Origin of the sequence: Streptomyces sp. NPDC002680, assembly GCF_042889145.1 — a bacterium.
GTDB lineage: Bacteria > Actinomycetota > Actinomycetes > Streptomycetales > Streptomycetaceae > Streptomyces > Streptomyces adonidis.
Genome location: NZ_JBIAQP010000008.1, coordinates 170,145 through 194,886 on the forward strand (window position 1 = coordinate 170,145; position 24,742 = coordinate 194,886).

At 70.1% G+C, this 24,742-nt stretch carries 27 protein-coding genes; 12 read left to right on the forward strand and 15 right to left on the reverse strand.

The annotated features are described in order from the left end of the window. Nucleotides 1–50 precede the first annotated feature (50 nt). The 3 genes from ACFYXF_RS22090 to ACFYXF_RS22100 all read right to left on the reverse strand — a co-directional run bounded on the left by ACFYXF_RS22090 (nt 51) and on the right by ACFYXF_RS22100 (nt 2,204). Nucleotides 51–878 (reverse strand): hypothetical protein, encoded by an 828-nt coding sequence (locus ACFYXF_RS22090; protein WP_389351979.1) that lies wholly within the window; start codon nt 876–878, stop codon nt 51–53. Between the two features lie 293 nt (nt 879–1,171). Continuing rightward, on the reverse strand, nt 1,172–1,381 hold the full coding sequence (locus tag ACFYXF_RS22095) for a DUF397 domain-containing protein (RefSeq protein ID WP_389351517.1): 210 nt from the start codon (nt 1,379–1,381) through the stop codon (nt 1,172–1,174). After that, nucleotides 1,362–2,204: a Scr1 family TA system antitoxin-like transcriptional regulator gene (locus ACFYXF_RS22100; RefSeq protein ID WP_389351519.1), complete on the reverse strand. Its 843-nt coding sequence runs from the start codon at nt 2,202–2,204 to the stop codon at nt 1,362–1,364. The genes ACFYXF_RS22095 and ACFYXF_RS22100 overlap by 20 nt, the downstream gene beginning before the upstream one ends. 120 nt (nt 2,205–2,324) lie before the next feature. Between ACFYXF_RS22100 and ACFYXF_RS22105 the strand changes: the two genes are divergently transcribed. Beyond that, nucleotides 2,325–2,537, forward strand: coding sequence for a hypothetical protein (locus ACFYXF_RS22105; protein WP_389351521.1), 213 nt, complete (start codon nt 2,325–2,327; stop codon nt 2,535–2,537). Beyond that, nucleotides 2,534–2,737 (forward strand): hypothetical protein, encoded by a 204-nt coding sequence (locus ACFYXF_RS22110; RefSeq protein ID WP_389351998.1) that lies wholly within the window; start codon nt 2,534–2,536, stop codon nt 2,735–2,737. Before ACFYXF_RS22105 ends, ACFYXF_RS22110 begins: the two co-directional genes overlap by 4 nt. 48 nt (nt 2,738–2,785) lie before the next feature. Here the strand turns inward: ACFYXF_RS22110 and ACFYXF_RS22115 are convergent, their stop codons facing one another. Next, nucleotides 2,786–3,082 carry a DUF6355 family natural product biosynthesis protein gene (locus ACFYXF_RS22115; RefSeq protein ID WP_389351981.1) on the reverse strand — a complete coding sequence of 99 codons (297 nt, stop codon included), beginning with the start codon at nt 3,080–3,082 and terminating at the stop codon, nt 2,786–2,788. A gap of 125 nt (nt 3,083–3,207) precedes the next feature. Continuing rightward, nucleotides 3,208–3,954, reverse strand: a complete 747-nt coding sequence (locus tag ACFYXF_RS22120) for a TetR/AcrR family transcriptional regulator (RefSeq protein WP_389351523.1) — start codon at nt 3,952–3,954, stop codon at nt 3,208–3,210. 113 nt (nt 3,955–4,067) lie between these two features. Between ACFYXF_RS22120 and ACFYXF_RS22125 the strand changes: the two genes are divergently transcribed. From ACFYXF_RS22125 to ACFYXF_RS22135, 3 genes are all read left to right on the forward strand, one after another. Next, on the forward strand, nt 4,068–6,332 hold the full coding sequence (locus tag ACFYXF_RS22125) for an MMPL family transporter (protein ID WP_389351525.1): 2,265 nt from the start codon (nt 4,068–4,070) through the stop codon (nt 6,330–6,332). A gap of 107 nt (nt 6,333–6,439) precedes the next feature. After that, complete coding sequence (locus tag ACFYXF_RS22130) at nt 6,440–6,646, forward strand: type II toxin-antitoxin system VapB family antitoxin (protein WP_389351527.1); 207 nt, start codon at nt 6,440–6,442, stop codon at nt 6,644–6,646. After that, nucleotides 6,637–6,906, forward strand: a complete 270-nt coding sequence (locus ACFYXF_RS22135; RefSeq protein WP_389351528.1) for a PIN domain-containing protein — start codon at nt 6,637–6,639, stop codon at nt 6,904–6,906. Before ACFYXF_RS22130 ends, ACFYXF_RS22135 begins: the two co-directional genes overlap by 10 nt. A 9-nt stretch (nt 6,907–6,915) precedes the next feature. Here ACFYXF_RS22135 and ACFYXF_RS22140 read toward each other — a convergent pair whose 3' ends face one another. From ACFYXF_RS22140 to ACFYXF_RS22155, 4 genes are all read right to left on the reverse strand, one after another. Beyond that, entirely contained in the window at nt 6,916–7,506 is a 591-nt protein-coding gene (locus ACFYXF_RS22140; RefSeq protein WP_389351530.1) for a hypothetical protein, read from the reverse strand. 94 nt (nt 7,507–7,600) lie between these two features. Continuing rightward, nucleotides 7,601–8,134, reverse strand: coding sequence for a GNAT family N-acetyltransferase (locus tag ACFYXF_RS22145; RefSeq protein WP_389351532.1), 534 nt, complete (start codon nt 8,132–8,134; stop codon nt 7,601–7,603). Nucleotides 8,135–8,172: 38 nt separating this feature from the next. Next, nucleotides 8,173–9,120 (reverse strand): N-acetylmuramic acid 6-phosphate etherase, encoded by a 948-nt coding sequence (gene murQ, locus ACFYXF_RS22150; protein ID WP_389351534.1) that lies wholly within the window; start codon nt 9,118–9,120, stop codon nt 8,173–8,175. Nucleotides 9,121–9,165: 45 nt separating this feature from the next. Further along, nucleotides 9,166–10,128 (reverse strand): MurR/RpiR family transcriptional regulator, encoded by a 963-nt coding sequence (locus tag ACFYXF_RS22155; protein ID WP_389351536.1) that lies wholly within the window; start codon nt 10,126–10,128, stop codon nt 9,166–9,168. Nucleotides 10,129–10,184: 56 nt separating this feature from the next. Here ACFYXF_RS22155 and ACFYXF_RS22160 point away from each other — a divergent pair, with 56 nt between their 5' ends. Beyond that, nucleotides 10,185–10,577, forward strand: coding sequence for a hypothetical protein (locus tag ACFYXF_RS22160; RefSeq protein ID WP_389351538.1), 393 nt, complete (start codon nt 10,185–10,187; stop codon nt 10,575–10,577). After that, the gene (locus ACFYXF_RS22165) at nt 10,574–10,846 is read left to right on the forward strand and encodes a DUF4031 domain-containing protein (RefSeq protein WP_389351539.1); all 273 of its coding nucleotides are present in this window, start codon (nt 10,574–10,576) and stop codon (nt 10,844–10,846) included. Before ACFYXF_RS22160 ends, ACFYXF_RS22165 begins: the two co-directional genes overlap by 4 nt. A gap of 17 nt (nt 10,847–10,863) precedes the next feature. On the opposite strand, the gene ACFYXF_RS22170 is transcribed toward ACFYXF_RS22165, so the two are convergent. Further along, nucleotides 10,864–11,955: a GNAT family N-acetyltransferase gene (locus ACFYXF_RS22170; protein ID WP_389351541.1), complete on the reverse strand. Its 1,092-nt coding sequence runs from the start codon at nt 11,953–11,955 to the stop codon at nt 10,864–10,866. A 51-nt stretch (nt 11,956–12,006) separates the two neighbouring features. Then, nucleotides 12,007–12,714, reverse strand: coding sequence for a hypothetical protein (locus ACFYXF_RS22175; protein WP_389351543.1), 708 nt, complete (start codon nt 12,712–12,714; stop codon nt 12,007–12,009). A 46-nt stretch (nt 12,715–12,760) separates the two neighbouring features. Between ACFYXF_RS22175 and ACFYXF_RS22180 the strand changes: the two genes are divergently transcribed. After that, the gene (locus tag ACFYXF_RS22180) at nt 12,761–13,450 is read left to right on the forward strand and encodes a maleylpyruvate isomerase family mycothiol-dependent enzyme (RefSeq protein ID WP_389351544.1); all 690 of its coding nucleotides are present in this window, start codon (nt 12,761–12,763) and stop codon (nt 13,448–13,450) included. Nucleotides 13,451–13,533: 83 nt separating this feature from the next. Then, on the forward strand, nt 13,534–14,226 hold the full coding sequence (locus ACFYXF_RS22185) for a copper homeostasis protein CutC (protein ID WP_389351546.1): 693 nt from the start codon (nt 13,534–13,536) through the stop codon (nt 14,224–14,226). Between the two features lie 7 nt (nt 14,227–14,233). Here the strand turns inward: ACFYXF_RS22185 and ACFYXF_RS22190 are convergent, their stop codons facing one another. From ACFYXF_RS22190 to ACFYXF_RS22200, 3 genes are all read right to left on the reverse strand, one after another. Further along, on the reverse strand, nt 14,234–18,100 hold the full coding sequence (locus ACFYXF_RS22190) for a hypothetical protein (protein ID WP_389351548.1): 3,867 nt from the start codon (nt 18,098–18,100) through the stop codon (nt 14,234–14,236). Then, nucleotides 18,097–18,468: a hypothetical protein gene (locus tag ACFYXF_RS22195; RefSeq protein ID WP_389351550.1), complete on the reverse strand. Its 372-nt coding sequence runs from the start codon at nt 18,466–18,468 to the stop codon at nt 18,097–18,099. The genes ACFYXF_RS22190 and ACFYXF_RS22195 overlap by 4 nt, the downstream gene beginning before the upstream one ends. A 165-nt stretch (nt 18,469–18,633) precedes the next feature. After that, nucleotides 18,634–20,670 carry a HelD family protein gene (locus ACFYXF_RS22200; protein ID WP_389351552.1) on the reverse strand — a complete coding sequence of 679 codons (2,037 nt, stop codon included), beginning with the start codon at nt 20,668–20,670 and terminating at the stop codon, nt 18,634–18,636. A gap of 342 nt (nt 20,671–21,012) precedes the next feature. Between ACFYXF_RS22200 and ACFYXF_RS22205 the strand changes: the two genes are divergently transcribed. Beyond that, nucleotides 21,013–21,198, forward strand: coding sequence for a hypothetical protein (locus ACFYXF_RS22205; protein ID WP_389351554.1), 186 nt, complete (start codon nt 21,013–21,015; stop codon nt 21,196–21,198). Between the two features lie 40 nt (nt 21,199–21,238). On the opposite strand, the gene ACFYXF_RS22210 is transcribed toward ACFYXF_RS22205, so the two are convergent. Beyond that, entirely contained in the window at nt 21,239–22,888 is a 1,650-nt protein-coding gene (locus tag ACFYXF_RS22210) for a DNA repair helicase XPB (protein ID WP_389351555.1), read from the reverse strand. 206 nt (nt 22,889–23,094) lie between these two features. Here ACFYXF_RS22210 and fxsA point away from each other — a divergent pair, with 206 nt between their 5' ends. Beyond that, nucleotides 23,095–23,277, forward strand: a complete 183-nt coding sequence (fxsA, locus tag ACFYXF_RS22215) for an FxSxx-COOH cyclophane-containing RiPP peptide (RefSeq protein ID WP_389351557.1) — start codon at nt 23,095–23,097, stop codon at nt 23,275–23,277. 132 nt (nt 23,278–23,409) lie between these two features. After that, a complete protein-coding gene (gene fsxC / locus ACFYXF_RS22220) occupies nt 23,410–24,741 on the forward strand; it encodes an FxsC protein (RefSeq protein ID WP_389351559.1) in 1,332 nt (443 codons plus the stop codon). The last annotated feature ends 1 nt before the right edge of the window (nt 24,742 follow it).

Consider the following 24,742-nt stretch of genomic DNA (forward strand, 5'->3'; position numbering starts at 1 on the left):
TCCTTCCCACCATGGTGCCCCGGCTGTATGCCTCCGGACCGTTGGAGCGGTCATACGTGTTGCCTTTCGCGTCGTCGGGACATTTCTGCGCGGATACCGGCCGCGCGGGAGTGGACCGCGGAGGCAGGCAGGGGCGAGGCGGTACGGGGCGGGGTCTCGCCCCGACAGGTGCCGCACACGCCTCCCGCCAGCGCCTCCGCCCGCCCCGGCACCCCGCACTTCGCGCACTCCAGCATCCGCAGCGGCGGCCGTACGGCAGTGGGTTCCGGGGGCAGCTTGGTGGTGAGGCGTCTGCGGATCAGGGCGGCCGGGTGGTGGACCGGGGTCGGCAGGCCGGCGGTCAGGGCGTGTCGTACGGATTCCTCGTTCGCGCCTCGCTCGAACCACTCCGCGACCAGCGGGGCCAGCGACGCGCAGTCCGCCTCGGGGAGGGACAGGGCGGGGGTGCTACGGCCGAGAGCGGCGAGCAGGATGAACGCGCGGGAGCGGGTCGGGCGGCGACTCTGCTCGTCCTGGGCCTCCGCCGGTGACTCCTGCGGTACGTCTCCCCGCGTGAACGTTGCCCACCAGTCGTCGCCTCTTGCCGTGCGCGTGAACCACGTTCGGGTGATCCAGAGTTGGCTTCCGGTGCCGGTCAGGTGTTCGCGGCCCCGGCGCAGGTGGCCTGCTCGCTGGAGGTTGTTGAGGGCCGTGCGGAGGGCACATTGGCCGTACGGGAGGTGCTTGGCCAGCGTCTTCACGCTGACGTCGGCCCCGCTGGGCAACCGGTCGATGTACGCGGCCACCGCTGCCTCGCGCGGCGGGAGATGCGCGAAGTCGTGGTTCGTGCGGGGGCGTTGGTCGGGGGCGTCGCGTTTGCCGTACCCCGGATTGGCCATCGGGTGGGGCGGGGTCGCGTGCGCGGGCAGGACGGCAGCACTAGGCTTGGCTTCAGCCACGGGATTTCCTTTAAGCGGTGGATCTCGACGGTCAGACCTCTGTCAGGTGTTCGCTGCACCTGGCGGGGGTCGTTTTTGTTTGCTGTCTCGGAACGCTAGCCCCTCGTGACTCTGCGTGGCAAGCCGAACGCGTCAAGTCAACACGCGGGGTGGGAGGGCGGGTTGAGGCCCGCCTCCCATTCCTCAGAAAGAGGGCTCGGGGCTCGCCGTTTGAGCTTCGGGGCGGCGGAAGGTCAGGCGTGCTTGAGATTTTCGACGAACGCCGTCCACGCTTCCGGCCGGAGCGTGAGCTTCGGGCCCTGGGGGTTCTTGGAGTCACGGACGGGGACGAGGGTGGGGTGGCCGGGGGCGACTTCGAGGCAGTTGCCGCCGTCGCCGCCGCTGTACGACGACTTGTGCCAGGTGGCCGTGTTCAGGGCGTGCTCAAGCGTGCTCTTCTCCATGCTCGTAATCGTGCGCCACCGACTCGATGAGGGCCAGTGAATCTTGAGGCGAAAGTGCTGTGGCCTGGAGGAGGTTGAACAGCAGGGTGTGTCGGGTGACCGTTGCCGGGTCGTCCAGCAGCTTCCCCATGTCAGGCGCCTCGACGAAGGAGAGGGGTGGGGCGTCCTCGAACTCCATGAGTTTCAGGGAGCCGTGCATCGACGCATGTGCCCCGGCGCCGAACGGAAGCACCTGCACGATGATCCGGTGCTCGCGGATCAGTGCGGCCACGTGCCGCAACGCCTCCGCCATGACCGCCGGGCTGCCGACCACCCTCCGGAGGGTGGCCTCGTCCAGAACCGACCACAACAACGGGGTTGTTGGGTTGTTGAGGAGGCGGGCGCGGGCGAGTCGGTTGGCCACGTCCTCGTCGATCTCGGCGTCTGGAGCCAGTGGCTTGTAGGCGCGGAACACCGCTTCCGCGTATGCCTTGGTCTGCAATAGACCGGGGATGAGGAGTTGGGCGTACTCCCTGATGGCCGTCGCGATCGCTTCCGCCTCTGCCGCCTCGGCGAAGTGATCCGGGTACTTCGACTTGGCGAGAGCCGCGCAGTTGCGCTCGAAGAAATCCTTCGTGTCCAGAATCCTGTCGAACTGGACGGCGTACTCGTGCATCATCCGCCGTGTACCGGCCTCCAGTTGGCCGATGAACGAGCCGCTCACGAAGAGCGGTCCGCCCAGTTCCTCCTGGCTCAGGCCCGCCGCCTCGCGGGCGTGGCGCAGCTCGGCGCCGAGGAAGGCGCGGGGTGAGGAGGAGGGGTCGAGGTCCTTCGGTCCTGCCATGGCAGCAACTCCCTCTTGAACACATGGGGTTGTTGGGGGTCCGGCTCTGGCCAGGTTAGACACCCCACCGCCACGCTGTGTGGAGAACGCGAACACTCAGAGTGGAGAGGAACGGGCACGATGGAGCTGCTGTCGACCGAGGAAATCGTGGTGCGATTGCGGGCGGCCTTGAAAGGCGTCGGCATCGCCCTGCCGTCGCTGGGGGTCGATCCCGTGAGCGGTGCGAGCGACGAGCCCTTCGCGCTGGTGCTCCTCGGGCGCTGCAACGTCCGTACGGCGACGCGGCTGGCCGCCGTGCTGGAGGGCTTGGCCTCGGGCGGCGACGAAACGTGAGTGACGTGTCGTACGCCCTTGATGTGCGCGACGGGCGCGTCGGCGAGGTCATGGGGCGCGAGGGCGGGTATGTGCAGCTGCGGCCCATCGGCGGTGGGCGCGAGTGGGACTGTCCGCCGGAGGCGTTGGAGGAGGCGGCGCCCGGGGATGTGCTGCGGGCGCGGGTGCGGCGGGTGAATCGGGAGGGGCGGTTGCCCTGAGGCGGGTGGTCGGCCCGGGTGAGGCCGGGCCGACCGGCTCGGTTCGGGTCAGGGGCAGCAGAGGCGGCCTACGTAGAACGCGCCGTCGATCTTGCTGCTGCTGCCGAGCCAGGTGTCGCCGGGGCCCACGCACTTCTCGTAGTTCGGGCCGAACACCTCCACCTCGATGACGATGCGGGAGCCGTCACCCGTGCAGTGGTTGTAGTACGCGTCGCTGCCCGTCTCGTAGAACCCGCAGGGGTTCGCGGCGGCGGTGGCCGCCGGTGCGGCGACGGCGAGGAGGAGGGCGCTGGTCAGGGGGGTGATGGCGGCGAGGGTGGTGGTGAGGACACGGCGGGCGTTCAAGGCCTTCAAGGACGGTCTCCTGGAGAAGGAAAGGAAGGGATCGGACATCGGCAGCATTGATGATCAACGCGCGGTGGTCCGGCACTTTCCTCGGATGAGGGCCGTGGTTCACCCGGTCGTGTGGATCAAGGTTTGAGCGCGGGGATACGGGCGTGGATCTCCTGGAGCATGTTCCGCATCGCCATGCGGAAGAGCTCGGCCTCGTGGTCGCCGAGGAAGTCGGTGTGGCCGAAGACCTGGAGGATGACCAGGCCGTGCAGGTGTCCCCACGCGCTGAGGAAGAGCGCGGTCGCGGGGGGTGGGACGGCCGTTTCCGGGCTGTCCGGCGGCATCTGTTCCAGGTGTGCCCGGAGCGCTGGTGAGAGCGGGGGGACGTCGGCTGCGGCGAGCTGTTCCGTGGTGAATCCGCCGAACAGCTCGCGCTGGAAGGTCACGGCCATCCGGCGGACCGCCTGGGTGGTCGGGCCGTCCTGGGGGGCCTCGTAGTACCGCAACGGCGTTCCGTAGAGGAGTTGGAACCGCTCGGGGTTGTCGAGGGCCCATCGGCGGTAGCCCTCGGCCGCGACCACCGTGCCCGGTAGCGGTGAGCCGTCCGGCTCCGCCGCCCCGGCGTCGACGGCGGCCTGCACGGCATCGGCCAGGTCGTCGTACGCCTTGGTGATCAGCGCCGTGACCAGGGCGTCCCGGCTCGGGAAGTAGTGGTAGAGCGCCTGCACGGTCATGCCCAGGCTCCGGGCGACCGCGCGCAGGGACAGGGCGTGCGGCCCGTGCTCGGCGAGGTGGACCTCGGCGGCGTCCAGGATCTCCCGGGCTGCTGCGGCCCGGCGCCGCTCCCGCAGGGAGGGAGGAGCCGTTGGGTTGTGTGTGGGCATGAAGAAAATCTAACACTGCCAAATCTTTTTGCCTCCCGCTAACTTCGTCTGTGGCGCGCCGGTCAACTCCCTTCCCTCGCTCTCAACTCCCTTCCTGTCAAAGGAGAACGGTCATGTTCGACCGCATAGCCGAGCTGGCGATCCGCCGGTCCCGGCTGGTCCTCGTCGTCGCCGTCGTGGCCACGGCCCTCATGGGTGCCCTGGGCGCCGGCGCCTTCGGCAAACTGCTCGGGGGCGGCTTCGACGACCCCGCCTCGCAGTCCACCCGGGCCGCGAAGGTCATCGACGAGAAGTTCGGCGGCGAGACGAACCTGGTTCTGCTGGTCAGGGCTTCGGACGGGCGTGTCGACGCCTCGGCCGCCACGCGGAGCGGCCGGGAACTGGTGGCCGACCTGCGGGCGGAGAAGAGCCTCGCGAACGTCGTCTCGTACTGGGACACGGACACCGGCATCGCGGATCTCCGCTCCCGGGACGGGCGCGAGGCCATCGTGCTCGCCCATGTGAAGGGCGACGAGACCGAGCAGCAGGAGAACGCCCGCGCCCTCATCGACGCCTACACCGGAACGTACGGGGACGGGGACGGGCTCACTGTCCGGGCCGGAGGCGGCGCCGCCGTCGGCGGTGACATGTCGAAGCAGGTCGTCGACGATCTCGTCCTCGCCGAGGCCATCGCCGTGCCGCTGACCCTCGTACTGCTCCTGTTCGTCTTCGGCAGTGTGGTCGCCGCCCTGCTGCCGCTCGCCATCGCGGTCATCGCCATCCTGGGCTCGTTCGCCCAGCTCTCGCTCCTCGGGAGCATCACCGACGTCTCCGTCTCGGCGACCAACCTCACCACGGCGCTGGGCCTCGGCCTGGGCATCGACTACGCCCTGCTGATGATCAGCCGGTTCCGGGAGCAGCTCGCTACGGGGGCGAGCGTGGACGACGCGGTACGGCGGACGGTGCACACCGCGGGCCGTACGGTCGCGTTCTCCGCCGCGACCGTCGCCGCCGCGCTGGCCGCGCTCCTGGTGTTCCCGCAGTACTTCCTCCGTTCGTTCGGCTACGCCGGGGTCGGTGTCGTCGCCGTCGCGGCCGTCAGCACGCTGTTCGTGATGCCGGCGCTGTTCGTGGTCCTGGGGCACCGGGTGAACAGCGGGCGGCTGCCGTGGCTGAAGCACGGGCGCGCGACCGCTCGTACGTCCCGTACTTCGATGTGGGGACGGCTGGCCCGTACCGTCATGCGGCGGCCCGCGCTCACCGCGCTGCCCGTGCTCGCGGTCCTGCTGGTGGCGGCGAGCCCGCTGCTGGGGATCACCTTCGGCACCCCGGACGAACGCGTCCTGCCGGCGGGCGCCGAGAGCCGCCAGGTCTCCGTCGCCCTGCGCGAGAACTTCAACGGCAACGACGAGTCGGCCCTTCATGTCGTCGTCGACGGGCCGGTCGCCGAGGCTCCCCTGAGCGCGTACGCGGCCGAACTGTCCGGGATCGACGGGGTCGTACGGGTCGAGAGCAGTGTCGGTACGTATGCGGACGGGCGGCGGTCCGCGGCGACGGAGTCCGCCTCCGCTCTGGGGCGGCCGGGCGCACAGCGGATCAGTGTGGTGAGCGACCTGGTGCCTCGGTCGGACGAGGCGCAGGACCTGGTCCGTGAGGTGCGTGCGGTCGACCCGCCCGCCGGATCAGCCCCGCTGGTGGGCGGTGTCGACGCCGTACTGGTCGACTCCAAGGACTCCATCAGCGGCCGGCTCCCGATCGCCGTGGCCCTGGTCGCCCTCACCACCTTCGTCCTGCTCTTCCTGTTCACGGGCAGTGTGGTCCAGCCCCTGCGTGCCCTGCTCCTCAACGTGATCAGCCTGGGCGCGACCCTCGGCGTCATGACCTGGATCTTCCAGGACGGGCACTTCTCCTCGCTGCTCGGCTTCTCGGCGCAGCCGATGGAGGTGTCGATGACCGTGCTGATGTTCTGCATCGCCTTCGGTCTGTCGATGGACTACGAGGTGTTCGTCACCAGCCGGATCAAGGAGCTCCACGATCTGGGCGAGGACAACGAGTCCGCCGTGGCCAACGGCCTCGGGCACACCGGCCGCATCGTCACCGCGGCGGCCTGCCTCCTCGCCGTGAGCTTCTTCGCCTTCGGCACGTCCAAGATCAGCTTCATGCAGATGTTCGGTCTGGGGAGTGGATTGGCCATCCTCATCGACGCTGTCGCCGTACGAGGTGTCCTCGTCCCCGCCGCGATGCGACTGCTCGGCCGCTCGGCCTGGTACGCGCCCGGTTTCCTGCGGACGGTGCATGGGCGGTTCGGCCTCAGCGAGGGGGGACCCGCGTCGGCTTCCGTGGCTGCGCCGGGGGCCGAGGCGGTGTCTCCGTACGCGAAGAACTCGACGGGGGTCTGACCTCGGACCGCGCACGCGAGAGACCGTCCCCCAGTAGTGGTTCGGACACCACTACTGGGGGAATCCACGCATGCTGGTAAGAGGGAAACGTGTGTCTGGAGGATGCCATGTCGCGCACCATGATCGACCTTGATGATGCACTCATTGCCGAGGCTGCGGAAATTCTGGGCACCACGACCAAACGAGCCACGGTGAACGGTGCCCTGGCGGAGTTCGTGGCGGCGGCGAGGCGGCAGCGGTTCATGGACATGCTGGAAGGCGGGGTCTTCAGCGACCTCGGCGACCCGGAAGTGATGGCGAAAGCGTGGCGGTGAAGCGGTATCTCGTCGACAAGAGCGTGTGGGCGCGTACCGGAAACCCGTCGGTCAGGGCTGTGCTGATGTCGCTTGTACAGCAGGGGCTTCTGGCGGAGAAAGGTATGCACCGCGAGGCGTCCATCCCGGACCTGTTGATCGCCGCCACGGCCGAGCGGCACGGTGTGACGGTGCTGCACTACGACGGCGACTTCGAGCACATCGCCGAGGTCACCGGGCAGCCCGTCGAGTGGGTGGTGGAGCGTGGGTCCGTGCCGTGAGTGAGGGGGCTACAGGTTGCCCATCGGCTCGATGTCCACCTTCACCGGCGTACCCCAGATTCGCAGTACCTCGTAGTCGGTGAACTCGTGGACCAGGCGGTAGGCGATGCCCGGGCGGGCGCCTCGGCGCTCGGCGGAGAGGTAGCGCTCGGCCTCCAGGCGGTCGCGGCGCGGGGTGCCGCAGAGCTGCCAGACCTGGCCGGTCCAGACCTCGGGGAGCCAGCGCTGCTGGGGCTGGGGGCGGTCGGCACGGACGCCGTAGCGGGACATCGTGCGCTCGGGGGCCGCCGATTCCGGGTCGGTGGGACGAGCCTGGGGATACGTGCCGTTCTGTTCGCTGCGGCGGGCGCTGCGGCGGCGCGTCTCGCAGAGCAGGCACAGGTCGACGGCGCTCTCGTCCACCGGGCCGTTCGGATGCTCGCCGCAGCGGGTCGTGGGCGCCGACCCGGACACCGTGTCCTCCAGGATCGCCAGGGCCCGCTTCAGATCGGCCTTGACCTCCTGCAGTTTCGCGTCGGGGGTGTCGGAGCCGAGCGCGTCCCCGTGCTCGCCGAGGACGCGCAGGGCTCGCCCGAGGGCGGTCAGCTGGGCGTGGTTCACGGTGGTCGTCCCTTCGGTGTACCGGGTACTCCCAACCGTCGCACACGCCACTGACAACGCGGGCGCGAGTGCGGGTATGCCTACGGAGGCGGACCTACGCCTCGAACTCCGTCAGGTCGATCGCGTGGACGATCAGCTGATGACCGTACACAGGGTGGGTCGTCTGCCGTTCCTCTGTCAGGCCCAGCTTGCGGATGACGTTCTCGGAGGCGTCGTCGCCCGCCCTGCTGACGCTGATCACCCGGTCCAGACCCCGGTCCTGGAGGGCGAACTCCAGGGTCGCGTGGGCGGCCTCGGAGGCGTACCCCTGGCCCCAGAACTGCGAGCCGAGCAGCCAGCCGATCGCCACGTCGGACGCGACCTCCGGCAGGAACTCGGGCACGGACAGGCCGACCGCGCCCGCCAGTTCGCCCGAGGCGAGCAGTTCGACGGCGAAGACGCCGAAGCCCTCCTCGTCCCACTCCTCCTCCCACCGCTCGATCGCCTCGGCCGTGTACTCCAGGTCGCGCACCGAGCCGTCGTCGATCCAGCGCATGACCTGGGAGTCCGCGTGGATCTCCGACAGGGGCACGAGGTCGTCGTCGGTCCAGCGGCGGAGGAGGAGGCGGGGGGTGTGGATCTCGGTCATGGCGCCCATCCTGCCCGACGGGCGGAGGCGCCCACGCATCAGTGGGGTGCAGCCGCCAGTGCAGCGCGCAGGTGACCGTCGTTCTCCGCGAGGAGCCGGGCGGCCGTCGGACCGTCCACCCCGCCCAGGACGACGAGGATCGCGTTCTTCGTCTCCCCGTCCGTCGCCGCGAGCGCCGCCTCGATCTCCTCGTCGCCCGCCCCGGTCGCCAGGGCGACGATCCGCCGCGAACGGGCCCGCAGCTTCTCGTTCGACGCCCGTACGTCGACCATCAGGTTCCCGTACGTCTTGCCGAGCCGGATCATCGTGATCGTCGACAGCATGTTGAGGACGAGTTTCTGCGCCGTCCCCGCCTTGAGGCGGGTGGACCCGGTGAGCAGCTCGGGTCCTACGACGATCTCGATGCCGTGGTCGGCCGCCGCCGCGAGCGCGCTGTGCGCGTTGCAGGACAGCCCGATCGTCAACGCGCCCTGCGCGCGGGCGTGTTCGACGGCACCGATCGCGTACGGCGTACGGCCGGAGGCGGACACCCCGACCACCGTGTCCAGGGCGGCGACGCCGAGCGCGTCGAGGTCGGCGGCGGCCAGCTCCCTGGAGTCCTCGGCGCCCTCGACAGAGGTGACCATGGCTGCCGGTCCACCCGCGATCACGCCCGTGACCTGCGCGGGGTCGGTGTTGAAGGTGGGCGGGCACTCGGACGCGTCCAGCACACCGAGCCGGCCCGGGGTCCCCGCGCCCGCGTAGACCAGCCGGCCGCCGCGTGCCATACGGGCCGCCACGGCGTCGATCGCGGCGGCGATCTCCGGGATCCGTTCGGCGACGGCAGCCGGGACGGTGGTGTCCTCGGCGTTCATCAGCCGGGCGATGTCGAGGGTGGCCAACTGGTCGATCTCGGCCAGCTCCGGGCGGAACGCCTCGGTCGTCAGCGACTCCAACTCCTCTTTCAGGGCGCGGTTGTTGGAGGAGGCGTCAGCGGTTGAGGTCATGGCGTGCTGCTCTTTCCGATCTAACGGTCCAACGGTCGTTCGGTTCTATCGGCGTGCTGCCGTGCTGCCGCCGCGCGGGGTGTGGCGGTGGGCCAGGGCCTCGTAGGAGGCCGAGAGGGCGGGCGCGGCGGTCTCGTACGTCTTCTGCGCCACGCCTATGAACAGGCAGTCCACGACGAGGAGTTGGCTGGTGCGGGACGACATGGCCGCCGGGCGCAGCTCGCTCTCGCGGGCCGTGGAGGTGGTCAGGATGTGGTCGGCGTACTGCGTGACGGGCCCGTCGGGCCGCCCGGTGATCGCGACGGTGCTGGCCCCCCGCTCGAAGGCGACGCGCAAGGGCTCGATGACATCGCCCGTGGACCCCGAGTGGGTGATCGCGATGGCGACGTCCTTCGCGCGCAGCTGCACGGCGTTGGTGACGGCGAGATGCGGGTCGCTGTGGGCGTGCGCTATCAGCCCTATACGCAGCAGCTTCTGGGTGAGGTCCTGGGCGACCAGACCGGAGGCGCCGACACCGTAGATGTCGATGCGACGGGCGGCGGCGAGCGCGCTGACGGCGGCCGACAGCTGGACGACATCGAGCCCGGCGGCCGTGTCGGCGAGGGTCTGCTGCTCGTCGTACGCCAGTTTCGCCACTACGTCGGCGAGCGGGTCGTCGACGGCGATGTCGGCGGTCACGGCGGGGGAGCGCCCCGATTGCTGCTGGGCGGCGAGCCCGGCGAGCGCGAGCCGCAAATCGCGGTACCCGGGGTAGCCGAGCAGCCGCGCCGTACGGACGACGGTCGCCTCGCTCGTGCCGGTGAGTTCGGCGAGGCCGGTGACCGTGAGGGCCGCGCAGCCGGCCGGATCGGCGGCGACCGCCTCGGCGACGCGCTGCATGGAGCGGGTCATCGAGGGCGCCAGCGTCCGCACCTTGGCGGCGAGGGCGGCGGGCGCGGGTGGGGTGACACCGAGTCCACCGGGCACGGCGGCCGCTGATCCGAAAATTTCCTTCACGTCTTGGGTCACATGATGAAAGATATTTTCCATTCGGACGTACGGTCAAGAGTGCGCACAATGGGTGCATGACCCCCATCACCCCTTTGGAGCAGGCGCTGCACACGGCCCGCGCACTCGTCCTCGCAGACCTGGCCGCGGGCGAGGTCGCCGAGCCGGACGTCGTGTCGATGGTTGAGGCGTCGGTGGTGGAGCGCCGCTGGTGGGTCGAGCAGTGGCCGGAGGGTTCCGGGTACGTGGCGGGCCTGGTCGCCCAGGACGTCCAGGACGCGCTCCTGGAGAGCTACGGCCGCTGGCCCCTGTGCCCGGTCTGCGGCGGCGGCGATCCACACGCCCTGGAGGTGGAGCCAGAGTTGGGCCCCGACCCGCAGTGGGTGTGCCACAAGGCGGGGGTGAGGGTGGCGGCGCTGGGCTCGTTGGGCGCTGCGGGCGCGGCCGACGATGGGTTCGCCTCGTCGTGACCGTGTACATAGATCCGCCGGTCTGGCCGGGGCACGGGCGTCTCTGGTCGCACCTCGTGAGCGACGTCTCGTACGACGAACTGCACGCGTTCGCCGATGAGTTGGGGGTGCCGCGGCGGGCCTTCGAGCGCGATCACTACGACATTCCGTCGCATCGGTACGGGGATGTGGTGGCGGCCGGGGCGGTGGAGGTCAGCAGCCGTGAGGTCGTACGGCTGCTGCACGGGGCGGGGTTGCGCAGACGGAAGGCGCCGGGCACGTCGCGTTAGCGGGGCCGGCCGGGTCGTCAGCCGCGCAACTCGTAGGCCTGGAGCCCCTCTTCGTCGAGTTCCTCGCTGACCTTCACGAATCCGGCGCGGGCGATCACGGCCTGGGAGGGGGTGTTCGCCGGTTCGATGGTTGCGAACAGGGACCGTACGTCGCCCCGCGCCAGTGCCCACTCCTTCAGCGCGTGCAGCGCCTCCGTGGCGTAGCCGTTGCCGCGGGCTGCTTCCGCGAGGTCGTAGCCGACCTCGGCCTTGCCGTCCTCGTCGGGGACGCCGTGGAAGCCGATGCCGCCGACCGCGCGGTCGTCCTCGCGGCGTACGAGGACGTACAGGCCGAACTCCGGTCGGTGTATGCCCGCTTCGTACGACTTGACCACCATCCCGGCGGCCTCGCGGGTGCCGTCGAAGGGGCCGCCGTCGATCCAGTCGAAGCCGCCGGTGCCGCCCGCGCTCAGGTCGGTTGCGGCGGCCGGGGTGACGCCCTCCAGGCGGAGACGTTCGGTGTCGAGGACGTGGTTGTTCGTCCAGTGCCACTCGGTGAGTCGGGCGCGGCCGGGGAGGTCGGCGCGGCCGGTCGCCCAGAGCAGGTTCCGCCAGTGGTCGGGGCCCGGCCGGACGTCCGGGAAGATCCGGGTGAGGACGAACTCGGCCAGATGCGCGGGCGGTTCGTACGACAGCCCGAGTCCCTCGGCCATGTCGTGGGCGTGCAGCAGCACCTCGGCGATGCCCATCGCGGCGAAGCCCTCGCGGTTCGCGCTGCGGAAGGGGTACGGGTGGAAGCCGCGCGCGTCGCGGGGCGCGGTGCGGATGGCGGCGCTGAGCAGGGCGCCGGTCGTGGTGAGGACGTCGAGGATGCCCGCGTTGTCGGCGGGGTCCATTCCGCCCTGGCCGTCGATGGTGATGTCGAAGGGCACGTACGTGCTCTTCGCCTGCCCCGCCAACTGCCCGGCGTACGCGATGAGATCACTGGAGACGTGCTCGGCCGTCTGCCGGCAACTCCACTCCAGCGGCCCGGCGTTGATCTCCGCCCAGTCCTGGTCCAACGCCGGTCGCAGCAGCGCCACCAGGCCCGCGACCGCCTCGTTCACTTCGTTTCCACCCGTGCTCAGCATGCGGTGAGGATAGGTGGTCGGGTGGGAGCACGGACACGGAATTAAACGGGACTAAAGCGGCCCGGGTGCGGCTTCGAGCCGTCCCAGCTCCGCCGCGACGTTGGCCCGCGCCGCCTCCTCCCACACCTGCGCTCCGTACGGCGTCCGGAACAGCCGTGGCAGGGCGAGGAGTTGGCGCAGTACCGCGGCCCGCCCCTCCCGGAAGGCGTCCTCCGGGACGAAGCCGTACTCCTCGCGGACGGCGGCCGTGTAGGCGGTGTACGTCTCCTGCGGCGCGGCCAGGATCGCGAGGTCCGCGTCGCACAGGACCTGGCCGTTGTGGTCGTCGGACGCCGGGGCGTGGGTGACGGTCAGGCGGACCAGACGGGCCACCTCGGCCGTGTCCGCCGCCGAGACACCGGCCTCGGGGAGCGCGCGCTCGGCGAGCCGGGCGGAGCGCTCCTCGTTCTCGGAGCGGTCGGGGGCGTACACGGCGTCGTGGAACCAGGCGGCGAGGCGGACCAGGGCGGGGTCGGGGGCGTACCCGGCTTCGGCCTGCTCCAGGACGTCGATGTGGTCCAGGACCGCGGTGAGGTGGGTGAGGGTGTGGTAGCGGCGCTGGGGTTCCTGGTAGCGGGTGAGGAGGTTGTCGGCGTAGGGGGTCGGGTCGGCGGGGGGTCGGTGGGGGGTGGTGGCTTGGGCTGATTTCAGGGCTTGGGCCCAGCGGGTGCGAAGGCTGTCGAGGGCGCCGAGGGTGTCTGGATCGGCTTGATCGGGCATGGGGGCATTCTCCCGGTCGGCCGCTTCCGCCCCTAGCGTGGGAGGCATGACGTCTTCTGCCGATGTACGTGACGTACGTGACCCCGAGCTGCCCGGGCGGCTCCTGATCGTCGAGCGCGACGCGCTGATACCGCTGCTGCGGACCCGGTCCGAGGCCGACTTCGGGATCGTGACCTCCGGGTGCCCGGAGTGGACCGTGCGGGATGTGCTCGCGCACTGTTCGGCCGTGCTGCTGAGGGTGGTGGAGGGGCGGCTGGAGAAGGGGGCCTTCTCGCCCGAGTCGAATGCCCGGGACATCGCCGAGCGGGGCGACTGGACGAACGCGCAGGTCGTGGACGAGCTGGAGCGGGTGATGGGCGAGGCGGGGGATGCGATCGCCAGGGCCGGCGGGCGGCTGGACGGGGCCGCGCTGGGGGAGTGGGTGCACGCCGGTGACGTACGGGAGGCTCTTGGTGAGCCGGGGGCGTACGAGGGGCCCGGGCTGGCGTACGCGCTGCCGCTGCTCGCGCGGCTGAGCCGGGAGCGTGGGCTGGTGCCGCTGCATGCCGATGTCGATGAGCTGGACGAGCCGCTGCGGTTGGGGGATGTGTCCGGGGTGCGGACGCCGGGGCGGTTCATCGGGAGTGCGGCGGCGCTCGTACGGCTGTATGCGGGGCGGTCGGTGTCGGTGGTGGGTGCGGGGGAGTTCGAACTGGTGGGGGTGGAGGCGGGGGAGCTGAACATGTTCGGGGGGTGAGGGACGGGGGCGGACCTCATGGGCGTACGCTTGGATTGGACTAGACCTGTAGTGCTCCAAGGGCGACCAAGGGAAGGGGTCCGATGGGCCAGCGTGCAGTCCTGGAGGTGATCGCCCTCGGTGTCGAGGACGCCGTCGCCGCCCAGGCCGGAGGTGCGGACCGGCTGGAACTGGTGACCGACATGGCGGCCGACGGGCTCACCCCGACGGTCGCGGCCTTCGCGGAGATCCGGGCGGCTGTCGACATTCCGTTGCGGGTGATGCTGCGGTTGGCGGACGGGTTCGACGCCGGGGATGTCGGCCGGCTGGTGGGCTTGGCCGGGGAACTGCGGGCGGCCGGGGCCGAGGAGTTCGTGCTCGGGTTCCTGGGCGCGGACGGGGATGTGGATCTGGACGCGGTGGAGCGGGTGGTGGGTGCGCTGGACGGCTGCCGCTGGACCTTCCACCGCGCGATCGACCGGGCCGCCGACCGGGACGCCCTGCGCAAGCAGCTGTACGGGATGCCCGGCCTGGACACCTACCTCACGGCCGGGTCGGCGACGGGAGTGGACGACGGGCTGCCGACCCTGCTGGCGGAGGCTCGGCGGGGCGGGGAGCCGGGGTACGAGCAGACGATTCTGGTGGGGGGAGGGCTGCGACTCGAACATGTGGCTGAGCTTCGGAGTGCCGGGATCGATGCGTTCCACATCGGCGGGGCTGCTCGGCCGGGGGGCTGGGGAGAACCGGTTTCGGCGGGGGCCGTGGGGGAGTGGCGAGGGGTTCTGGGTCGGGGGTGAGGGGGCGTCAGTTTTCGGTGCAGGGAGGATCGTAGGGGAGAAGCGGGACGTACATCCGCCACAGCTCGGGCGTCAGCAGGTTTCCGGTGGCCCGGCAGATGTAGTCAATGGCCTTCTCCGCGGTCAGGGGCAGGGCGCGAATGGTGAAGTCGCCGTTCGCGCTGAAGAGGACACGGCCGTCGGGCGAGAGCACGATCGCGTTGACGTAGTTGAGAAGCCCGGTCACCGGTCCTCCGTGGGGCCGCGCGTGCGCCGGGTCCTGGGGGATGTCCCACAGCCGGATCGTCTGGTCCGAAGTCCCGCTGCTGATCAGGCTGCGGCCGTCCCGGGTGAAGGCCAGATCGTTGACGGCTCCGGTGTGATTCGTCAGGTTCTTGCCGAGTTGCCTGGGCCGAGCGGGATCGGCGAGGTCCCACAACCGGATCTTGGTGTCCTCGCCGGATGTCGCGAGTGTGCGGCTGTCCGGGGAGAACGTGACCGAACCCAGCGATTCCTGGCTGACCTTCAGGAGTCCGCCCAGTGCCTTGGCGCGGGCGGGATCGCGGATGTCCCAGAGCCGTGCACTGCCGGCGGCTGAAGCGGCGGCGAGTGTGTGGCCGTCCGGGCTGACGGCCACCCGCACTATCCCATTGCCCGCGCCCGTCTTCAGGTCGGTGACGGCCTTCGGCTCCGACGTATCCGAGACGTTCCATAGGGTGACTTTTCCGTTGCGTTTGCCGCCGACCAAGGTGTTCCCGTCGGTGGTGAACGCCACGCTCAGGAAGTCGCTCTTGGCGCGGGGAGCACTTCCCAGACGGCGGGGCGTGTTCGGATTGGTGACGTCCCACAACTGCACCTCGTGTTTGGTCACGACGGCGAGCACTTTTCCGCCGGGTTCGAAGGCGATGGCGCCGGCGTACGGCATGACGCCGGGGATCGACCCGTTCAGGCGGCGGGGATCGTCCTGGGCGCTGACGTCCCAGAGGCGTGCGGTGTTGTCCCCTCCGACCGAGGCCAGGAGATGTCCGTCCTGGCTCAGGGCCAGTGTCGACACGAAATCACTGTGTCCAGTGAGGAGCGTGCGCGGGATCGTCCACAGCCTGACGGTGTGGTCCGCGCCGGCGCTGGCCATCCTGGTGCCCGTGGGGTCGAAGGCAAGTGCCAGCACATGTCCGGTGTGACCCTTCAGGGCTGGAGTGATGTTCTGGGCGGTTTGGGGGGACTTCACGGTGGCGAGCCAGATGGAGGCGTCGTCGCCGCCGTAGACCATGAGGTCGCGGCTTGGGGAGAACGCCACCGAATCGACGACGTCGTTGGCGTAAAGAGGGTTGATTGGTGATGGCTTATCAGGATTCGTCACATCCCACAGGTGGGCTGTGGAGTCCTCGCCGGCCGCGGCCAACGTCCGACTGTCCGCGCTGAAATCGACCCAGTTGGCACTCATGGGGATTCCGGACGAGGAGATACGGTCCGGTAGTCGGCGGACAGCCGACGGATGCCTCGGGTCCGACACCCGCCACAGCCGCACCGATCCGTCGGTCCCGGCGGACGCCAGCAGCCTGTTGTCCGGGCTGAACGCGACACCAAATACCCCATAGTCGGTATCGGCGCCGGTCAACGGCGTTGGCAGGGGCTTCGGGGCCCGGGGTTCCGTGACGTCCCACATACGGATACGGCCGTCTACGCCCCCCGCCGCCAGAGTGTGTCCATCGGGACTGATCGCGAGCTGGTTCACTCCGCCACCGCCCACCTTTACCGGGCTACCGAGGTCCGTGGGGTGGCGGGGGTCGTGGACGTCCCAGAGGCGGATGGTGTTGGCATCGCCCCCTGCGGCCAGGAAGTGCCCGCGAGGGCTGAAGACAAGCCCGAACACCTTCTTCTTCTTGAAACCCTGCAGAGGATCGCCCAGTGCGGCGGTGTGGCCCTGGCGAGCGGTGTTCCACAACCGGATCACGCCGTTGTCGTCCGCGCTCGCCAGCACGCGCCCGTCCGGGCTGAAGTCCACGACGTTCACCTCGCTCCGGTGGCCGGTCAGCACCGTGGACAGTGGCAGGTTCTGGGCGCTGAGCAGGTCGACCTCGGTCGAATCATCGGGTTTGATGCCGTGCGCCACCAGGTCCAGTTGGGCGGCGAGCGAAGGGTTTGTGGTGCGCGACTCGATCGCGTTGCGCCTGATCTCGCCAAGGATCTTGGTGTCGCGCTCGCGATCCGCCGCGCCGCTCTGCAGGACGGCGACTACGGCCGACAGCGCGGCGAGCACCGCCAGCACACTCAGGCAGGCGATCACCCCGTGCCGTATCCGCCGACTGCGCTTCCATTGCCGTACCGAGACAGCCAGGAACTCCGACGCCACCGAACCCAGCCCGCCCCGCTCCCCGTTGTCGTCCCCGCCGTCTCCCGCGGCCAGGGCGCCGGCCTCCTCCAGGCGGGCGCCCCGGTAGAGCATCCCGGTGTCCCGACCGGCCTCCTGCCATGCGGCCGCCGCGTCCTCCAGCCGTTGCCGGGTCAGGTAGTCGTCGCGGTGGTCGCTGATCCAGTGCTGCAGGCGTGGCCAGGCCCGGAGGAGAACCTCGTGGGTGATGGTGACCGTGTCCTGTTCGCGGGTCAGCAGTCGGCCCCGGGTGAACTTCTCGACCACCTGGGCGGCCTCCTCCGGGCGCGCGCAGTGGCTCAGCAGTTCGTCGTAGGGCACCGGGCACCGGGTGTCCCTGGCGCCCCGCTCACCGAACTTGACCAGGCGCAGGAACACGGACCGCGCGGTCTCCCGCGCCGGCGGTTCCAGCCGGTCGAACCAGCGGTCCGCCTCGGCCGTCACGCTGTTCGCGATGCCGCCGGTCGCCTCATAGCCGTCGACGGTGAGGACATGGCCGGCGCGGCGCAGCCAGGTGGCCCGCAGCGCGTGGGCCAGCAGGGGGAGCCGCCCGATCTCGTAGGCGCCGGTGCCGTGGGCTCCGCTCTCCGTTGTGCCCAGGTCGCGCAGCAGGACCTGTACCAGCCCCGGTTCGACGTCCAGTCCGACCCTGCGGGCGGGGTACAGGATCGCCTCCCGTACCCCCTTCTGGGACAGCGGTCCCACGACCACCTGGTTGCGTTCCACGGCGTCCAGGAGGCCGGGATGGGCGGTGCACTGGGAGTAGAAGTCCGAGCGCAGGCCGAAGACGACCAGACCGAGCGGGGATTCGCCGTCCGGGCCCGGGTCAGCGATGCCGAGGACCGCGTCCAGGAAGTCCCGCCGCTCCTCCTTGTCGGGGCAGAGTGTGAACAGTTCCTCCAACTGGTCGACGATCACGATCACGCGGCGTTCCATGGGGCCCCGCGCGAGGGTGCGGCGCAGTGCGTCCGTATGCAGGACGGGAGAGCCGTCCGGGCCACTGCCCATGATCTCCCACAGGTGGCCGCGCAGCGCCGCCATCGGCTGGGAGGTCGGTGTCAGCCACACTTGTGGCCACTGCGCGGAACCGGGCAGTGAGCCTCGCTTCAACTCGGCCAGCAGACCCGCCCTGAGCAGTGAGGACTTCCCCGCTCCGGAAGGGGCGACGACGACCAGCGCGCCGCCCACCGCGAGGCAGGCGTCGAGGCGGACCAGCAGCTTGGCCACCAGTGCGTCCCGCCCGAAGAACCACTGCGCCTGGTCGGTGCCGAACGCGGCCAGACCGGGATACGGGCACTCCTCGGACGCCGAGGCGGTGAGCACCTTGTGGGCCGAGCTGACACCGTCCTCATAGTGCAGGTGCAGGTCCCGTTCGGCGACGACTATGTCCCGCCGGGCCTGGTAGATCCTGGCCCGGTCAGAGGCGTTCGCCTGGAGGCGGATCTCCTCACCCGGCGGGATCTCCTCGCTTCGGACGGGGGGTCCGCCCCCGAGGCCGTGTGGGGATCCGCCGGGGGGAGTCATGGCTCGTGGATGTGCTGATCGCGCCCGGCCTGGTAGACCCGGCCCTGTCCGGACGCCTCGGCGTGCTGCTCCAGGGTCCCGCTGCGGTCGCCGGTCTCGTTGCGCACGCGTGGGCTGTCCCGCTTGGCCTGCTCGGCCATCTCGGCCAAGTGGCTCAGCTGGTCCGCCAGCGCGCGGTTCTCGCCGAGCAGCGATTCCAGCCGGTCCTGCCAGGCGGAGACCAGCGCCGCCTCCGTCGTCCGGTCCTCGTCCAGGCGGCGCTGGGACTCGTCCAGCTCCGTGTTCACGCGGTCGGCGTCGTCGGGGCGGACGCGACGCCACCAGTCGACGAAGGCCGCCCGGATCTGCTGCCAGGCCTCGCTGGTCATCGCCCCTACCAAGGCCGTGGCCGCCGATGCTGCGATCGGATCCATTGCCATCAACCCCGCAATTGCCGCTATATAGGGATAATATACCCCTTTTGGGATACGACTTCGCGCCAACGGCCCGGTGAGCGGGGCGGCTTGGTTGAAGCGTGAAAGAACGTGCGGTTGCTAGGCCAGCTGTGGTGGCAGCGCAGCCGCATGCGTCACGATCAACCCCGAGACCGCCCGCGTCAGCCCCACGTACAGCCGCCGCAGGCCCGTGCGTTCGTCGGGCTCGCCGTCCACCACCGCCCGGGGCTCGTCCAGGACCACGTAGTCGTACTCCAGGCCCTTCGCCAACGACGCCGGGACCAGGGTCAGTCGGGTTTCCTGCGTTGTCTCCTCGCCCGGGGACAGGTATCCGATGCCCGCCTCCCCCAACGCCTCCGCCAGCGCCGCGATCCGCGCGTCCGCCGCGATCAGGCCCGTCGAGCCCTCGTTGCGGAGCAACTCCTCGCAGGCGCTCACCACTTCGGGCGTATCGCTGATCTCCCTTACCTCGAAGAACCCCGGGTTCTCGCGGACCGACGCCACCGGGGTCAGACCCGGTGCGATGTGCGGGAGGAGGCGGGAGGCGTACGTGATCACGTCCGTCGGGACGCGGAAGCCTGCCGTCAGCTCCTCCACCAGCGCGTCACCCTTGCCCAGGTGACCGAGCGCCTCCTCCCAACTCCTCGTCGCCCAGGGCGTGGTGCCCTGTGCGAGGTCGCCGAGGACCGTCGCCGAGCCCGTCGTGCAGCGGCGGCCCACCGCCCGGTACTGCATCGGCGAGAGGTCCTGCGCCTCGTCCAGGACGACATGCCCGAGCGAGTGCGTGCGCTGGACCAGGTCGGTCGTCTCGTCGATCAACACGGCGTCCGCGGCTGACCACTTGGCCGACTTCACCGACCGAACCGGCTTCGCCCAGAGGATCTCCTTCTGCTCGTCCTCGTCGAGGATCCCGGCCGCGTGGACGGCCAGGAAATCGGCGTCCGTCAGGAGGCGCAGGACCAGTTTCGCGGGGTCGACCGGCGGCCAGAGCGTCTTCACCGCCGCCTTCACCGCCGTGTTGCGGGCCACGGCGTCCTGGACGCGGTCGTCGGGTGCCTCGCCCGACCGTTCCATCTGTACGAGTACCGCGTGCGCGATGCGTTGCGGCAGGGCCTCGCGGGCGGCGCCGTACCGGATGCCCCGGTCCAGCAACTCCCGGACGATGACTTCGAGTTCGTACGCCGGGACTCGCCAGCGGCGTGAGCCCCGTACCACGACCACGGGTTCCGTCGGCAGGCTCACGTGGGAGTACACCGCCCTGCGGAGAACCTCCGCCATCCTCGCGTCGCCCTTGATGACCGCCGCCGGCGCGTCGTCCGTGCCGCGCACCTCCACGTGGGCCACCAGGTCGTCGACCGTCGCCTGCTTGACCTCCAACTCGCCCAGGGCGGGCAGCACTTGCTCGATGTAGTGGAGGAAGGAGCTGTTCGGGCCGATGACCAGGGTGCCGGTACGGGCCAGTCGCTCGCGGTGGGCGTAGAGGAGGTAGGCGACCCGGTGGAGGCCTACCGCCGTCTTTCCGGTACCCGGACCCCCTTGCACGCACACCGAGCCGCTCAGCCCGCTGCGTACGATCTCGTCCTGTTCGGGCTGGATGGTCGCCACGATGTCGCGCATCGGGCCCACGCGCGGGCGCTCGATCTCCTGCTGGAGCAGCTTGCTGGTGGCCGCGGCCTCGGCGGGGTCGGAGAGGTGCTCGTCCTCGTAGGCCGTGAGGTCGCCGCCGGTGTAGCCGAATCGGCGGCGCAGCCCGATGTCCATCGGGGCGTTCTTGGACGCCCGGTAGAACGGCTGGGACACCGGGGCACGCCAGTCGATGACCATGGGGTCGCCGTCGGCGTCGTGGACGTGCCGGCGACCGATGTAGAACCGTTCCCCCTCCGCACCCTCGGCCTGCTCGGCGCCGGGAGCGTGCAGGTAGTCGAGGCGGCCGAAGAACAGCGGGGTGTGGCTCAGGTCGGCGAGGGCCTTGATCCGCTCCTCGATCTGGCGGGAGAGGACCGCCGCGTTGACCCAGTTCGCGGTGACGTCCTTGATGTCGAGGGCCTCCGCGTCCTCACGCATGGCCCGGAGGGCGCCTCGGGAGGCGGCGAGGTGGGAGCGTTCGCGGCCGAGGGGGTCGTCGGACGTGGGCATGGGGATGGGGCTGGACAAGGGGGTGCCTCCGGATACCTGCTGCGCATCTGCTTCTGCTGCTGGGGTGTGACGTCGAGAGCCGACCGGTTTCCGTCCGGGCGGCGGCACTCCGTGAGCGGGAGGCGGGCAAGAGCGGAGATCCTAGGGGAGGGGATGAGGCGGACGCCAATCAATTTCGACGCCCGCAGCACGCTCGCCCCTGGCTACGTCGTCCGTAGTCCCCTAGGGGGCGGGCTCCACCTTCCTATAGAGGAGACGTCCACCCGAAGTCGTACGCCGATACGACGGAGGTTCGCCCCGCAGACCGATGGCATCGCAAGCCCCGGCGGCAACCATGGATACATGAGCGCAGCAACCTTCACCCCCGCGTCCGTGTCCTCCCGTCGCCCCGGCGCCACCGCCGTCAAGGGCGGCCACAGCCACCGCCTCGGCGGCGCCCTCCGCGCCGTCAAGGTGTTCACCGGCGCCGCCCTGAGCGTCGTACTCCTCGGCGAATACGGGGAGGAGGCGGGCGTGCGCCGCAGGTGAGCGGCGCCGCCATCAGCCTCCCGAACAGCCCCAGCCTCCGTCAGCTCTCGTCCGAAGCCAACAACTCGTCCGCGTCCACGATCCGGTACGCGTACCCCTGCTCCGCCAGGAACCGCTGGCGGTGTGCCGCGAAGTCCTGGTCGATGGTGTCCCGGGCTACCACCGAGTAGAAGTGCGCCTTGTGGCCGTCGGCCTTCGGGCGCAGTACCCGGCCCAGGCGCTGGGCCTCCTCCTGGCGTGAACCGAACGTGCCCGAGACCTGGATGGCGACCGTCGCCTCCGGCAGGTCGATCGAGAAGTTCGCGACCTTCGACACCACCAGCACGCTGATCTCGCCCTGCCGGAACGCCTCGAAGAGCTTCTCGCGCTGTGAGTTCGGGGTCTCGCCCTTGATGACGGGCGCGTTCAAGTGCTCGCCCAGTTCGTCCAGTTGGTCGATGTACTGGCCGATGACGAGGATCTGCTGCCCGGCGAAGCGGCGCACGATCGCCTCCGTGACCTTGCGCTTGGTCGCGGTGGTCGCACAGAAGCGGTACTTCTCCTCCGTCTCGGCGGTGGCGTACGCCAGTCGTTCCGACTCGGTGAGGTTCACCCGCACCTCTACGCAGTCCGCCGGCGCGATGTAGCCCTGCGCCTCGATCTCCTTCCACGGCGCGTCGAACCGCTTCGGGCCGATGAGGGAGAACACGTCCGACTCGCGGCCGTCCTCGCGGACGAGGGTCGCCGTGAGGCCGAGGCGTCGCCTTGCCTGCAGGTCCGCCGTGAACTTGAAGACCGGGGCCGGCAGCAGGTGCACCTCGTCGTACACGATCAGGCCCCAGTCGCGGGAGTCGAACAGCTCCAGGTGCGGGTAGACGCCCTTCCGGCGGGTCGTCAGTACCTGGTACGTCGCGATCGTGACCGGGCGGATCTCCTTCTTCGTGCCGCTGTACTCGCCGATCTCCTCCTCGGTCAGCGACGTCCGCTTCACCAGCTCGTGCTTCCACTGCCGGGCCGAGACCGTGTTCGTGACGAGGATCAGGGTCGTGGCCTTGGCTTGAGCCATCGAACCGGCTCCTACCAGGGTCTTTCCCGCGCCACAGGGGAGTACGACCACCCCGCTGCCGCCGTGCCAGAAGTTCTCCACGGCCTGCTGCTGGTACGGGCGCAGCGCCCAGCCGTCCTCGGCCAGCTCGATCGGGTGCGCCTCGCCGTCGACGTACCCGGCGAGGTCCTCGGCCGGCCAGCCCAGCTTCAGCAGCACCTGCTTGATCTGCCCGCGCTCGGAGGGGTGCACGGCCACGGTGTCCGGGTCCAGGCGGGCGCCGACGAGCGGGGTGATCCGCTTCGAGCGGAGGATCTCCTCCAGGATCGGGCGGTCCGTGGTCGTCAGGACCAGGCCGTGCGCCGGGTGCTTGGAGAGGGTGAGACGGCCGTAGCGGTCCATCGTCTCGGCGATGTCGACGAGCAGCGCGTGCGGCACGGGATAGCGGCTGTACTGCACGAGCGCGTCGACGACCTGCTCGGCGTCGTGCCCCGCCGCCCGCGCGTTCCACAGGCCCAACGGGGTGACCCGGTAGGTGTGGATGTGCTCCGGCGCCCGCTCCAGCTCCGCGAACGGCGCGATGGCCCGACGGCATTCGCCCGCCTGCTCGTGGTCGACCTCAAGGAGCAGGGTCTTGTCCGACTGGACGATGAGTGGACCATTCACGTACGTACACATCCCTTCCGTACGGTCAAACGTCCAGTGTGCCCCATCCCGGGGGTGACCCCGGGGGGCGGCGTCGGCTACGAAAGGCTGTGCGGAGGTTACGGAGTGGGTTGTTGTTCTGGATCAGGCGTCCCAGTCCCTATACGCTGCGACAGGTTTCGCGTGCCACGGACCTGACAGCGCACGCGTATGTGCGAAGGATGCCGATGGACGCTAGCGCCCGGATCGACTCATGTCTGCTCGATGTCACAGACCTGAGCATGGACGCGCTGGACGAACTGCTCGAAAAGCTGCCGGACAACGCGCTGGGAGCGATGTTGCGGCGCGTGGCCGAAGAGGCGGTCAATCCGGTCGGGGTGCCGTACGCGGCCTTCGAATCCTCGATCTGACATCGGACCGGCATTCGAGATCGGGTCGGGCAGCTTGAGCCGGTACCGCTCTGGGTATGACCATGACCCGGACGTGCACCGGCATACAGGCGGCATGCCGTCAAGTCGGCCCGGGAGGTATCGGGGGGCGCTTTGGTTCAGGAGCCGTACTTCTTCCTCAGCTATGCGCGGAAGGACGATCGCGACGAGTTCGTGAAGCGGTTCTACGACGATCTCGCGCTGGAGCTGCGCCGCATCGGCGCCGATCCGTCCGCACAGCCGCCGTTCCGGGACGTCGAGCGCCTCGGCCTCGGCGCGGACTGGGCGCGGGTGCTCGGCGGCGCCGTCGGGCACTGCCGCGCGTTCGTCGCGCTGTACTCCCCCTCCTATCTGAGCAGCGAGTACTGCGGCAAGGAGTGGACGGCGTTCCGGGAGCGGCTGGACAAGTACCGGCAGGAGACCGAGATCGACGTGCCGGCCCTGGTACCGGTGCTGTGGGCTCCCATGGAGGGCGAGCTGCCCGACGGGATCGCCCGTTATCAGTACAACGAGGCCGGGATGGGGCAGGACTACGCCACCCACGGGCTGATGCACATCCTGCGCACCGACCCGACGGGGCCGGTGTATCGGGCGGTCGTCGAGAAGGTCGCCGCCCGGGTGCGGGTGGCCGCGGACCGCTTCCGGCTGCCGCTCACCGCCGGCCTCGACCTGAGCGAGGTGCGTGGGGTGTTCCCGGTGGCCGAGCAGCAGCGGCCCGCGGAGCCCGGCACCGGGCACGTCCAGGTCTTCCTGGCCGCCGGGGTCGCCGACCCGCTGCCGGAGGGGCGGCAGCGGCCCGAGTACTACGGCAGATCCCCGCGCGAGTGGACCCCGTACCACCCGCCCAAGTACCCCACGGTCGCCCACCGGGCGCAGAAGGTGATCGTGGAGGAGGGCTACACCAGCAACATCGAGGTCGTCGACGCCGGTCTGAGCGGGCGCCTCGACGAGACGATGGTGAACAACCAGACGAGCATCCTGCTGGTCGACCCGTGGGCCGTGCGCTCCGAGGCCTACCGGGACGTGCTCGCCGAGTACGACGGCCAGTACCGCCCGGCCACCGGCGTCCTTGTGCCCTGCCACGACGCCGACGAGGAGTCCGTCGGCGAGGTGATCTGGCGGGACCTGAGCCAGGTGCTGTGGCGCAACTGGCGTCGGCGCAACGATCCGCACGACCCGCTGTTCCGGGTGCGTGTGGACGCGGAGGAGTTCGACGACCGGCTCGCCGTGATGCTGACGGTGGCGCAGAACCGGCTGATGGAGATGGAGAGCACCACCCCCTACCGGCTCCCGGTGGGCCCGCCCCCGCCGCCGCTGCACGGCCTCACCATCCCGGGCCCGGCGCCCTCGGCTCCGCAGGAGCCGCCCCGGGACTTCGGCGGACACGACCCCCACGACTCCCACGACCCCGAGGAGCCCGGCGGACCGCCCGCGCCTCGCTACTAAG